This is a genomic window from Dictyobacter vulcani (assembly GCF_008974265.1).
In the GTDB taxonomy this organism is placed as follows: domain Bacteria; phylum Chloroflexota; class Ktedonobacteria; order Ktedonobacterales; family Ktedonobacteraceae; genus Dictyobacter; species Dictyobacter vulcani.
The window spans coordinates 1706286-1719553 of the sequence record NZ_BKZW01000001.1 but is presented as its reverse complement, the minus strand read 5'-3'; the positions used below and the strand labels follow the sequence as shown (position 1 = coordinate 1719553).

General features: G+C 48.2%; 12 protein-coding genes. 6 read left to right on the top strand and 6 right to left on the bottom strand.

Features of this window, described 5'->3' with window-relative positions; translation table 11 throughout:
- Positions 1-195: 195 nt before the first annotated feature.
- Positions 196-2310: a MerR family transcriptional regulator gene (locus tag KDW_RS07175; RefSeq protein ID WP_151755325.1), complete on the bottom strand. Its 2115-nt coding sequence runs from the start codon at positions 2308-2310 to the stop codon at positions 196-198.
- A 554-nt stretch (positions 2311-2864) separates the two neighbouring features.
- Between KDW_RS07175 and KDW_RS07170 the strand changes: the two genes are divergently transcribed.
- Positions 2865-3524, top strand: coding sequence for an RNA polymerase sigma factor (locus KDW_RS07170; protein WP_151755324.1), 660 nt, complete (start codon positions 2865-2867; stop codon positions 3522-3524).
- A 90-nt stretch (positions 3525-3614) separates the two neighbouring features.
- On the opposite strand, the gene KDW_RS07165 is transcribed toward KDW_RS07170, so the two are convergent.
- Positions 3615-4286, bottom strand: a complete 672-nt coding sequence (locus KDW_RS07165) for a DEAD/DEAH box helicase family protein (protein ID WP_151755323.1) — start codon at positions 4284-4286, stop codon at positions 3615-3617.
- Between the two features lie 42 nt (positions 4287-4328).
- Complete coding sequence (locus KDW_RS07160) at positions 4329-6491, bottom strand: MerR family transcriptional regulator (RefSeq protein WP_162005024.1); 2163 nt, start codon at positions 6489-6491, stop codon at positions 4329-4331.
- 579 nt (positions 6492-7070) lie between these two features.
- Between KDW_RS07160 and KDW_RS07155 the strand changes: the two genes are divergently transcribed.
- The 5 genes from KDW_RS07155 (at position 7071) to KDW_RS07135 (ending at position 10679) form a co-directional block, all read left to right on the top strand.
- Entirely contained in the window at positions 7071-7553 is a 483-nt protein-coding gene (locus tag KDW_RS07155; RefSeq protein WP_151755321.1) for a hypothetical protein, read from the top strand.
- A gap of 162 nt (positions 7554-7715) precedes the next feature.
- On the top strand, positions 7716-7994 hold the full coding sequence (locus KDW_RS07150; RefSeq protein ID WP_151755320.1) for a hypothetical protein: 279 nt from the start codon (positions 7716-7718) through the stop codon (positions 7992-7994).
- 159 nt (positions 7995-8153) lie between these two features.
- Positions 8154-9329, top strand: a complete 1176-nt coding sequence (locus KDW_RS07145) for a M20 family metallopeptidase (protein WP_151755319.1) — start codon at positions 8154-8156, stop codon at positions 9327-9329.
- Between the two features lie 207 nt (positions 9330-9536).
- Positions 9537-10163, top strand: coding sequence for a hypothetical protein (locus tag KDW_RS07140; RefSeq protein WP_151755318.1), 627 nt, complete (start codon positions 9537-9539; stop codon positions 10161-10163).
- A gap of 60 nt (positions 10164-10223) precedes the next feature.
- Entirely contained in the window at positions 10224-10679 is a 456-nt protein-coding gene (locus KDW_RS07135) for a hotdog fold thioesterase (protein ID WP_151755317.1), read from the top strand.
- Between the two features lie 9 nt (positions 10680-10688).
- Here the strand turns inward: KDW_RS07135 and KDW_RS07130 are convergent, their stop codons facing one another.
- From KDW_RS07130 to KDW_RS36415, 3 genes are all read right to left on the bottom strand, one after another.
- On the bottom strand, positions 10689-11489 hold the full coding sequence (locus KDW_RS07130; RefSeq protein WP_151755316.1) for an HAD-IIA family hydrolase: 801 nt from the start codon (positions 11487-11489) through the stop codon (positions 10689-10691).
- Between the two features lie 236 nt (positions 11490-11725).
- Positions 11726-12229, bottom strand: coding sequence for a helix-turn-helix domain-containing protein (locus tag KDW_RS33685; protein ID WP_198925216.1), 504 nt, complete (start codon positions 12227-12229; stop codon positions 11726-11728).
- A 35-nt stretch (positions 12230-12264) separates the two neighbouring features.
- Positions 12265-13266, bottom strand: a complete 1002-nt coding sequence (locus KDW_RS36415; protein WP_198925215.1) for a DnaA ATPase domain-containing protein — start codon at positions 13264-13266, stop codon at positions 12265-12267.
- Positions 13267-13268: the final 2 nt, after the last annotated feature.

Here is a 13268-nt window from a genome sequence, read left to right as displayed (position 1 = left end):
ACGATAAATGAATCCATACATAGATTGATGTGCGTTGTTGTAAGTGAAGGATGGAAGAGGCGCTGGTATTGTTAATATACACGTAACGCGTATATATCATGGGAGGTAACTGTAAATAGGATTGATAAGAGTTATTGGGATGTAAGGAAATATATCCTCGATAGAAAATGAAAGCCGTAAAACTTACAGAAGAGATTACTTTGTTTTTTGTGGCGACCAGCGAATAAAGTTTCGCTGATCATAATCCCAACTCACAACGACATTGCCCCCTTCGACCTGTCCTTTCACCAGAGCTACATCCAGCGCGGACGTGATGATTGAACGAATTTCGGCCACAGCGAATTCAGGCGTATGTTCGTGAAGAATTTCATCTAGCTTGAGATAGGCATATGAGGTAATCCCAAAGCGAACCGTGATGCCAGTCAATTCAATCAGGCTTTCCGGGCGTGATTGTTGATCGGCGAAGACGCGCAGCGCATCCAGTTTATATGGACCCATAGCGCCGACGCGCAGGCGTTCAGCATGTTCGCGTGTCTGTTCCAGCGAAGTATTTCTCAGCAGGATAAAGAAGCGATCGGCATAGATATGATAAAGCTGGCACTCTGGATATTCCTTGAAGAAGGTCCGAATTTGTTCCTGAATGCGCAGACCAACTTCTCGCGTCAGGTTGCGAGCCAGGCGTTCGCCATACTTATTGGCCAGGCTACTATATTTATCGATATCCAGCGCAATAAAGGAGACCGTCTTATCCAGTATTTTTTCTTTCTTGCCCTTTGTTTGCCGATTAACTTGCAGGGTATTGAGTAAAGCCTCAACATCCTTATTAAAATCAGTTTCAGAAGCGAAGCCCTCAAAGAGCGTATCAACCACGGTTGGTTTCTTGATTAAACTGGTTAGATGTTTGATTGATTGCTGGCGAATCCAATAGGTCTTGAGCAACTCCTCGGTCATGCGGCAAATGATGCGCAGGAGGCGTTGATCATCTGTCGTAAAAGCATCGGGCAGATGAGACGAGACATAAAGCACCCCGAGTGGAATACCATCTTCACCTGAAATAGGCATCGAGATTGAGGAACGCAGCGGTATATCCAGATCACGCAGTACTGCCTGGGTATCTGAAGCCGGAATATTTGGCTCATAAATAGTATGGCGACTATGCAGGGCGCGAATATACGGGTAACTCATTTGTTTATCCAGGACAGAAAAGCTTACCTTTCCTGTATAGGTCGTATCTTGATTTTGTGCCCGGATCGTCATATTACTCATATTGGTCGGATAAGAGATGTCTCGTGGTAGCAAGATCCAACAAAAGCGCCAGCGTGGTTGGCCAGTACCACTGATGCCGCCCAGGCGTATGACCATATCGGCCAGACCATTGAGGATCGCGTCATCATAGTTCATGCTATTGTAGAGATCGGTCGCGGAATCAATAATATCGCGTGTCCCTGTTCCCAGGCAGGTGCGGGAATGTTCTACATTCTCATACAGTGGTTGGAGTAAGCGATGTATCGTCTCAACGATCTCATTACTTAAGGTGAGTGGACTTGTCTCGCGTTGCAAAATGATAAATGTATTATCCCGGCTGTGCTGGTCCTGTGATGGAGCGGACCGCAGCTCCTGAAGCGGCTCAACGCGAAAGTCGGAGGCATATTGGAACCAGGGGCGCGAGGTCAACAAAGTATGCGATGAACCACTCTGACTGAGCCAGCCTACCAGCGACTCCCCCAACATTTCCAGATCCTCAACGCGATGGATCACCTCAGACTTTACCTCTGATGATAGCGGCAAGATAAGTCCAGCCATAGTGTTGGGCATATCTCCACTGATCAGTTTAAGCGCCAGTCGTAGCGCTCGAGGCACAAAAAAACTCCAGAAAACCTCATCCCGGCCGCGGGCAATGCGTTGATTGATTGAGAGTTCGTCTGCCGGATTTATGGGTCCTATGGCAGCCGTGGATGGCGCGACGAGTTCGTTAAGAGAGCGAATGGTTAGCCAGAGTTTATCAATATCCGGGGGAATATCACTGGCAGAATAGCCTGCATTGATGAGCTCACGGATAATCGCGAGCTTATCTAATTCAGTTGGTGTATAGAGGCGTCGTCCCTTAGGACCACCAGGGCGAAGTGGATTGAGAAATCCATATTCTTCCCAGTCGCGTAACTTGTTTTCTGTAATACCAAATAATTCGGCGGCTCGACTGATCGTTACCGTCGCTTCATCACGCCCTCTATGGATATTTTGCAAAATGCGCTGCTGTACATCCGCTTTTTGCAAGTGTTCTTGTATTGATTGCTTACTTCGCACATCCATCTTTGCCTCCCTGAAAAAGTGCAGAAAAACTCAGGGCTGATGCAACACAGGCTTAATGTTACCACAATTGTATCAGTTTGTATACCTATTTTAGACCAGACATATGAGGTTTTTTGCTGAATTGAATAGAATACTATCGATGCAAGAAGATTTTCTCAGGACAAGAACAGTTATCTTAGAAAAGTTGATATGGTCATGAGGAAACTTGATAAAGATAACCTTTCGCTCATAATAATCTGGAACTTTCTTGCAGACTATTGACAAAAAACTTCTTCTCAGGTACCATATACATTAAATATAGCAATTTTCTTCTTGATTGTAAACATTCTTCAGAAAAATCTTCTATTGATTAAAAAATTTACTACCGTCGTCTTAGCAGAGCCCGGTTGTTCATTTTCTTTGAACGGTTCAAGTTTATTTTCAGCAATACGTCGTGTCGGTGTTGTAGCACAAGCTGATTGAGACCGTAGGTGCGGAAAACCAGTCATAAACGCCATTTGAGCACGACAGGTTTGATGTATACGATTGGATGACATGCCTGGGAGGTACATCTTATGCTAAAAGATGCAACAACTGCTCGCCTGGATACATACGACGTAATTGATGGGCAGGCGTGGTACGATCTCTACAACTGGCTCTTGCCGCTTGTCGAGATATGGGTACGTGATTCTCGTGTGTCATCCTGGTATGGTCAACAGAGAGAAATTGCAGAAGATATTTCCCATGAAGCGGTTATGCGCACCTTTCGTTATCATCAGCGCGAAGATCGAGGGCCGATTGGTTCTCTCAAGGCGCTCAGCCGTGTTATTGCGCTTAATTATTTTCGTGACTGGCGCAAAAAAGATTGGTGCCTGGTACGCCCGACCCTGGATGAAAATGAGCAGCAGACGTTTGATAGCAATATCAGCGCAGCGGATGTCGTTGATGCTGCCCAAATAGCGCTAGATCATTTAATGCTGGACTCAATCATCATATCTGTTGCCCAGGTCGTGGCCAGATTCCCACGCGGACAAAAAGTAGCCCTGCTCACGGACCTGGCAAATATGTCCGATTTAGATGGAGAGCCATCATTATTAGAGCAAGCCCTATCCGATGTTGGACTTCAGCTCAGTGATTATAAACGACCTCGTCCTGAGGATCCAACGGTCCGGGGACGAGATGCAGCGTTACGTAGCATTGCCTACAAGCGCCTGAAGCACGAGGTGCAAGTCTAGTACTGGCTTTGCGCTCATAAAAGAATTTTTCAACGCCCGCTGGGCGAGAGGCAACGGAGCCTCTCGTTACACGGGCGTTTCGTTATTGCTTTAAACGTGGGCTAATTGTTTGGCTTGATCTGCCTCCACCTCCTGGCAAAATTCTGTGTGAAAAATCATCTCTGCAAAATCCTCGACCGCATTCAATAATTGCGGTAGATTGCCAGTATTGCGGAATGACCGTACATCTTTGTAGATATGATGAGCGGATTTTAACTGTGTACTCACATAGGACCAGTTATCATTGCTATAGTAAGTATGCATAATATAGTCCGAGACAAAGTGATTATTGGTTGCCAGGGGTGAAGTCACGCGTTGATAAATGCGTTCAATGCACGTATCCAGGTCTGCATCGACAAAAAAGACATAGGCATCTTTCAAAAAATCGGGACTAAATTTACTCAAGGCCTGACAATAATCATTGCGGGCAAACTCAATCGTGATAATGCCATCGCTCTCCTGATCTGACATCGTGCGAACCTGTTGTTCCAGGATCTCGAGGGCAGTATCAAAAATTGAGAGATCGAGCACATCAAAGCCACCATAGGCCGTACTGCGAAACTGTTCACGATGTGCCTCATCGCGTGACATACGGTAAAGAATACTATAGTCATCTATACTCTGGGCAGAGTAATTGTGCTGGCGTGCTAACGTAAGAAGATGATGAATTGCAGTCGTCTTTCCACTACCAGGCCGCCCTAAAACAAATATCTTCACTAACATCAATCACACTCCTCCATCTTCCATCTGTGCCTTAGCATATATCTATTTTTTTTGTTCCTCCCCTGATTGATGCGGTGTATAGGTCTGGGTTACAGGATCCCAGCCATAGATGACATTGCCTCCGGTATCTGTTCCTAATTTCAGCGCAAAATCCAATGAATGATACAAGGTTGAACGTACATCGGTCACTGATCGCATATGATGAGGGGCAAGGAATTCTGCAAGTTTGTCATAAGGATACCAGGTAACACCCAGGTGTACCGATATATCCGGTAGGGTGAGTGTGCCGCCTGGTAGTTCTGATTGTTTGACCGCGATACTTCCCTCTAAAGCCTTGCGCAGGCGTTCGGCATTGCTCTTTGTGCGTTCCAGGGTAAAACCACGTAGCAGGAGACAATATATACTGCCATAGATATGGTAGAGCTTGCAGTTCAAATGATTTGAAAAGAGCGCGGGCAAGAGATCGTGGATGCGCAACCCAATGGCCATTGAGAGATTGTGCAACGTTGAATCACCATAACTATTGGCAATCGATTCTTGTACATTACTATCGATATCTATCGCGATAAAAGAAATTTCTTTCACCGGACCATCCATCTCCGTGGGGATGATATTCTCCTGGCTTCGTTCCACCTGCTCTTTGATCGTGGTCAGGATTTCCCCCAGGTCATAGAGAAAATCATTTTCCGAAGCAAAGTCTTTAAAAAGAGGATCGACAATACTAGGATTTTCCAGTAGATCGGGCAGCGTATCAGCGATATGTTGCCGGATTTGATAGGTATAAAGTAGTTCTTCAGCGATCTTGGCGATAATGCGTAAAATGCGTTGATCTTCCTCGCTGAAGGCATTCTGATTATAGGATGTGACATAAAGGACACCCAGCGGTTGGCCGCTCTCACCCCCAATTGGAACCGCAATGTTCGACTGGATCGGTCCCTCTATTTCGCGTGAGATCGCCATAATATCTTCACGAGCCAGTTCGGACCGATAAATGATATGGCTACCCTGGTAAGCGCGGATACTCAAGTTTGTCACATGGCGTTCAGGTGCCACTGAAGTTACACCAACAGTGTGACGCGCATTGCGGCTCTTGGCGCGAACAACCAGGCTACGCTGTTGTAGAGGGAGACTTGTATTGCCGGGTAAAAGAATGCAACAATCCTGCCAGTGATCTTGTCCATCAAAAGCTTTCCCCCCAAGACGTATAACCATATCAGTAAGTCCTGTGAGCAGTGCATCCGTAAGTTTGGGGGTAAAGTCCATGGATGGCGTAACCAGATCCTGCATTCCTTCGCCAAGATAGTGATGCCATAGCTGTTGATCCTGATAGAGTGGCTCCAGCAGGCGCAACACGGTGCGTATAGCCTTTTCCTGACGGCGTACATGCGGGACTTCATCACGCTGTACCACAATCAGTGTACGATTGGCGACTGAACCAGGAAACCTCATCCTTAGTTCGGGGGGACATAATGGCAGTACAATATAATCGCTAGGATATTCAAACGTGGGAGCTGGCGTAAGAAAGGTAAAAAACGAACGCGTTTGACCGAGCCAACCTACTAATGATTCACCAACCATTTGTAATTGACCGGGATCGCGTATGGCTTCATCCAGATTATGCTCATGCGCAGGTAGAACCAGGCCTGCATAGAAGCCTGGTACATCCTCATAGATTAAAAGCAAGCCGAGCCAGAGGACCCGCGCTGCATAGAAACGCCAGGCCATGAGGTCGCGGTAAGCAATGGTGATGCGCTTATTGATATTGTCATACTGTGAGCCTGGAATGGTTGTCAGTGAAGTTGTATAGTCCCTATCCTCTTCCAACCCCTGATTCTCTGGTGCATAAGGTGGGGAGGCCAGCGTTGACCAGATTTCATCGATATTCGCTGGAATTGCCCCTGGCGTTAAGTGTGCCTCATCAAGCAATTCACGGATAATCGCGAGTTTATCTAACTCGGCAAATGAATACTGACGCTGTCCCGTTATCTGGCGCGAATCCGTACCTTCTATTGGGCGTATTGGCTTAATCAACCCCATCTTCTCCCAATCACGTAGTTGACTTTCACTAAAGCCAAACAGGCGTGATGCCCTTCCAATTGTCACTGTGACTTCGTTGCGCCCGCGCAGAATGTTGTGGTGAACTCGTCGTTGCGCCGCCTCATCTTTGAGATGTCTGGCGATTCGTTGTAGGTTGCGCTCGTCCATCACCATTATTTCCTTAAAAAAATACGGTGGGGAATGCCCACGTATTTCAAAATTCCTGCCTATCATAACACATGCTCGAATAGCTTGTACACCTGTATATGACGTTTTGGCGATTGGTGTATTAAAAAAACTGTGTGTATGCTTGAAAAAGATTACTATATATCACTTTACTCGCTAAGAAAGCAACTTGTCTGGTCAGACTTGTTCTATACCATACCACCAATTTTTGAAATATTCATGTTTTCTTATGTAGTGGTAAGGTAATCTAACCATAATGGTCATAATTTGGTTGCCTGGATGCTTATATTTATTGACGTTTTTGGCCAAAAATATAAAAATATTTGTCAAACCATGAGAAAACATTGAATTACTAACTCTAGTATGCTATAAAATTGATAAGGATAAGTCGATGATAAGAGCGGTGAGAAGAGTTTTAGGTGAGGACAATTAGTGTGAATGCAACACGTATGGGTGAGATAGAGAATAATATCTGGTGGCAAGAAGCAAGCATTATAAAGAGGCGCCACATTTTAGATAGGTTTTCTGAGGCTGACCTATCTTTTCTGGAGGTTACAACTTATGGCTGTTTATCGACCAGTTGTGCAGACCAATGATCGCCAATCAGTCAGCGATGTGTCTGATGCGTTATTCTGGATTGAAATCTTTGTTTGGGACGAACCGTTTGCGGCGGCGGTTGGCTCCGGTGGCGGGTGGCGCTCATCCCAGCACGATAGCCACGCCTCAATTCAGCCGTCAAAATACGCAGCCAACCGGCGTGTGCGGATCGCTGGGATCAAGGGTCTTTTGACGCACAGGCGCGCCCTGGCGTTCATCGCGCTCTGGCTTCTCATGTTTCGAATTCTTGTCTATAACTTTTACAGTACATTTGCGGCTTATACTTCTGTTGTATATTCCCTCTGGGAAGGTAACGGTCCTGGCATGGGTTCAGGAACTGGATATCTGGCTGGGATGGGATATATTGCAAGGAGGCGGTTATTCGACTTAAAATATACGCGGACTGGGCTGAAAATGGGGCGTGGGGATGCCCTATTCATTCGATGACTTGTGTTTTGGGCGGACCGTGGCGCACAATCATTTTCGTGATCTTCGCCGCCGGAAATTGCGCCTGATGGTCGTCCATGCCTCAACCCGATTGGTGAGATTTCCTATCTGCTCGCAAATGGGGATGATGTTGATCCTTCAGAAATAGCGTTGGATAGTCTGATGCGTATCTCGGTACTCATGGCCCTGGCACGCCTGATCGTGGATTTTCCAATCAAGCAGCGCACTGCTCTTTTGATTGATCTGGCCAATCATGCGGATCTAAGTGGAGAGACCAGCCAGTTACTGAGTGCGTTTCAAGCAGTCGGCATCGATTTACGGGCGTATCGTTGCACACTCTCGCGTGATCCTCTGGAGCGCAGTCGACATGCTGCCTCACTGAGTATGGCATACAAGCGGTTGCGCCAGACATTTCAGTATCACGAGCAGGATTTCATGTAACGTCATTATTCTAAATCTTTTTCTTCCTGGGGAAGGCCGGCATGGATAGTTTTACCTGCCGGTCTTTTCACAGAGGGTCTCCCCACACGCTGTGATACAATGGCAGCAGGCTAACCTCACTGTTGATGTTACACCACGCACGACGAAGGATTGTTATTTATGTCACAGACTGCTACCTATGCACAAAACTACCTCTCAAGCTTTGCAGCTTATCAGGAAGAATACCTGCAGCGTTTAAGTACACTGGTCAATATTGATTCGGGCACAGGACAGATTGAGGGTGTGAACCGTATCATGGATCATCTGAAACAGTGGTTGAGTGAGTATGATTTCACGGTCACATTGCATCCATCCTCTGAATATGGAAATAACCTGGTGGCGCGACGAAAGGGACGTGGCAAACAGCGTATCTTGCTTGTGGGCCATGTGGATACAGTGTATCCGGCAGGAGCTGTAGACAAGCAGCCATTTGCCATACGAGATGGATCTGCCTGGGGTCCCGGGGTACTGGATATGAAATCTGGCGTAATCCTGGGTATCTATGCCGTGCGTGCGTTGTTGGAAGCTGATTTCGATCACTATGGCGAACTGATTTTTCTTTTTAATAATGATGAAGAAATTGGCTCGCCAGGAAGTACAGCTTTGATCCGTGAAATTGCGCGCGAGGTTGACTATGCGTTGGTGTTAGAGCCTGCAGGCAAGACAACCTCGCTGACTCATTCGCGCAAGGGGACCGATAAATATTTACTGAAAGTGCAAGGAATCCCGGCCCACTCTGGAGTCGAACCTTTCAAGGGGCGCTCGGCCGTGGTGGAACTGGCGCATAAAATTCTGGCCATCCAAAATTTGCACGCCTTATTTCCAGGTGTCACCTTCAACATCACCAGGCTCCAGAGTAATGAACAACTCAATGTCGTCCCCGATCTGGCCAGTTGCGCGATCTCTGTGCGCTCATTTAGTCCACATGGATTGGACGCGGCCGCAGCGGCCCTGCAACATATCGCCTCCAATCATAATATACCAGACACCTACACGACCCTGACGCGTCATCCAGGCCGCCATCCTTATGAACCAACTGCTGGTGTACAATGGCTGGTAGAGAAGGCCGTGCTTGAGGGACAGGCCCTGGACATCGCGCTCAAAGCCGAACCCAAAGGTGGCGTCTCGGATGCCAACGTCCTGATGTCTGCTGGTATCCCCACCCTGGACACGCTGGGTCTTGTCGGAGGAGGCATGCATAATCTGGATCGCGAACATATGCAGGTAGCCTCAATTTCCCAGCGTGGACCATTGCTGGCTGGTTTGATACAAAGAATTTGCCTGAAAGAACAATAGCATGCAGGCTTTTTCAAAAGCAATCGTGAACGCCGCTCACACGCGGCTAGCTCTACTCACACGATTGAATGGCATAGACTTGCAGCATAGGGGATAATAGCTTTTGAGTATCAGTCCGGATGGCATATTGATCTGGGCAAGGGCGCTTCTTCGCGTTATGATATTCATACGAGATCTTTTTTTACACATACAAGGAGTTTGTCTCACATGGAAGCTTTTATCTTCCTGCTTTATGTTGTGCCATTTTTGCTTATGGTTTATGGCGCGTTTGTTTTATTTATTCGTCCGCCGAAGCCTGTTTTGTTGGCTTCATTGCTGGGCGGATTGGTGATGGGCGTCATCAATATATTCGTTGACCTTATTGCTTATGCCAGCCGCTGGTGGCACTACGAATTTGTACAAACCGGTTTGCATAATCCCAATGACTTTCAGGTTCAATTTTCCAACCTGTTTCTGAAGTCGCTGAACGTGCTCCACGTACCTCTGCCATTCTATCTGACCCCCATTTTTATTTATGGTAGCCTTGGTTACCTGCTGATCTGGCGCTTCTGGTCCGGTAAAGCTCGCTGGTTCTCCTGGGTCTTGCTGGCTGGTGTTCCTTTGTTCAGCATCTGTCGCGATATTTCTGGTGGCATGACCAATGGTTCATATCAGGTCTGGCAGAATGTGCCAGCTTCTGTGGTTGCAACCATTGTTATGTGGCTGGTCGCCTTTTTTGTCGGCTTTGCTTTGTTCTGGTGGAAAGCGAAACAGACTCCATTTGTGCTTGAGCGGACTGAAGAAGAGTCAGAGGGCGCAACGGTTTCAAAGCATGCCCCAACCATCTCAAAGTAAGTTTTTTATCTCACTTTTAGTGAGACGTGTCGTAGGAATTGAGAAAGAGAAGGACAAGGAATGGACGCCGCGCAGCAGGAATTATTGGAGCGTTTGAATGCCAGTGGGCAGGGCACGGTCCTGGAGGCTTTGAATATTACGGTGGTGGAGGCGACCAAAGAAAAAGTGGCGGCCTCAATGCCGATTGGTCCCAATCACCTACAACTGGTCGGCTATCTGCATGGTGGAGTCTCAGTGTTACTGGCAGAGACCGTCGCCTCGCTGGCCAGTGTCATGCATATTGATAGTACACGCCAGATGGCTTTTGGTCTGGAGATCAATGCCAATCATCTGCGTCCGAAGCGTGATGGTGAATTGCGGGCGGTTGCGACTCCCATTCATCTGGGACGAAGCACGCATGTCTGGGATGTGCGCATCAGCGATGAGCGCGAGAAACTGATCTGTATCTCGCGCTGTACCGTGGCTGTGGTTGATCGTCCTCCCGATGGGGGAGATCCGCTCCTCAAAGGTCAGTAGGATCTCTGCTTAGCTCTTAAGCTCTTGCATAACTGCCGCAAGATCCTCATACACATAATCTGGTTTGAGGGTAGATTTTTCCAGACTGGCGGGCGTGTCTTTGCCCGAGAAGACCAGCATGGTACGGGTTTCGGCCGCGATCCCGGCCTTAATATCTACCCCCAGATTATCGCCAATCATAACTGTTTCGGCAGGAGTACTCTGCAATTTGCGCATAGCTTCTTGCAGTAGAGCAGGTTCGGGCTTGCCGATAACCTCCGGGACCGTTTCGCTGCCAGCCTCGATCGCGGCCACCATAGTACCGCATCCAGCGGTTAATTCACCACCGGCTATTGGCAGCAGGGGATCACGATTGATGGCAATGAATGTTGCGCCCTTACGGATCGCCAGCACCGCCTCGGTCAGTTTCTTATAATCAAAGGTACGATCCAGGCCCACAAAAACCACGTCGGCGCTACGCCAATCCTCATTTGCTACCTTGAGATGATGTTCGTTGACCAGATCGAACAGTGGCTCTTCGCCGATCACATAGACAGATGCGCCTGGAAAACGATGCTCGATACTCTGCACTGCGGCCTGGGCTGCTCCCATGACATGGGTTTTATCAGTCTCAATGCCCAATCTGGCCAATTTGGCCACTACCTGAGCCTCGCTGGCAAAGGAGTTGTTGGTCAGAAACAAATACTTTTTCTGATTAGCATCCAGCCAGTTGATAAATTCTTTAGCCCCCTGGATCAGGGCATCACCGCGATAGACAACGCCATCCAGGTCAATCAGGTAGGTGGTCAAATCCTGTATATGTGGTAGCATAGTGGCTTTGTTTTCTCCTCTTGTATTTGTACCGGCAGCGCTGGTCGCTGCGATCAGTTCGCGTCTGAACAGGCAAAGCCATACACGAGTTCCCTTCGCAGCTCTATAACTTTGCCTGGGAACGCTCAGCCCGACAGGGGAAGCGGCGTCAAACGGAAACGGGTCATCGTTTCCAGGAATATGCTCGTGCGTCGACTGGTCGCAGCGACCAGCGCTGCCAGTACAAGGTTGAAAGATTACTCACGCATCAACTGGTCACGAATCGCAACGATTTCGCGGCGTAGAGTCTGATTGATATTGATGGTGCGATCAATCTTTTCGCAGGAATGCAGGACGGTGCTGTGGTCCCGGCCACCAAAGAGTTGGCCGATCTCCAGCAGCGAGGTCGAGGTTTCCTGGCGAATAAGATACATAGCGATCTGGCGCGGCGTGACAATATATTTGTCCCGCTGCTTACCACACATCGCTTCGAGCGAAATGTGATAGTAGTCCGCCACGGCCTGAGCGATCTGACGACTGTTGAGCGTTGGCTCACGTGTATCGGTACCCAGGGAAGAGATGGCAGAGCGAGCTACATCCATGGTGAGTTCAACGCGGTGCAACTGCTGATAGGCCATCAAACGATTCAGACAGCCCTCTAACTCACGAATATTGGTCTGTACACGACCAGCAATGTAGGCGATGATCTCATCAGGCACATGATAGTGTAAAAGATCAGCTTTGACACGCAAAATCGCCATTCTGGTCTCCAGATCAGGTGGCTGGATGTCCGCGATCAATCCCCACTCAAAGCGCGAACGTAAGCGTTCCTCCAGGCTAAGAATAGCTTTGGGGGACGATCACTACAGATCACAATCTGCTTGCTCATCTCATACAAACTATTAAAAGTATGGAAGAACTCTTCCTCAGTTGATTCTTTGCCAGCGATAAATTGAATATCATCCACCAGTAGAATATCGACCGAGCGATACTTGGCGCGAAACTCTTCAGTGGTGCGATAGCGGATCGCATTTACAATCTCATTTGTAAATTGTTCTGAAGAGACATACAACACTGCCAGACCTGTCTGCACGCCCTGATGGCCAATAGCATGCAGCAAGTGGGTCTTTCCCAATCCTACGCCTCCATAGAGGAAGAGAGGATTATAGGACTCACCAGGAGCCTCAGCGACCGCCAGGGAGGCGGCATGCGCCAGTCGATTGCTGTTACCAACGATAAACGCATCAAACGTATAACGTGCATTCAAGCGGTTATGGGCCAGCATATTAGCGCGCTGCTCATTTTCCCAGTCTTCCAGTGTGTTCGGTGAGGCATAGGAAAATTCATTTTGCAGTGGTGGGCGTGATGTATCCTCATAATAGCCATTGGCATTTTGCTGTGGTGGTGCATGCTGCCGAACCGGTAGATGCGGCGGGCGTATTGGCTGTGCATCGCGTCCACTCTCCCGTTCATGCAGAGGAGGTATCGCTTCAGACGCAGGAACAGCTGTATATGTAGAATTTCTGACGACCAGCGCTGCCGGTTGGCCCAGCATATCGCTCAATACATCTTCCAATACATGTTGCCAGCGCGTTGTAATGACATCGCAGGCCAGATCATTTGGAACCTGTAGAGCGAAAGCCAGACTCTCCTCTGGAATATCGGGAGCCAGCTCATGGCGTGCGTTCGCGGGCAGCTCAATGAGATGCGCATCTTGCAACCATGTTTTGGTGAGAGCATCAATAGGAGTCATATCCAGTTGTGTCAGGGTCGTACGCCAGATAGTAGCGGTATTCACCG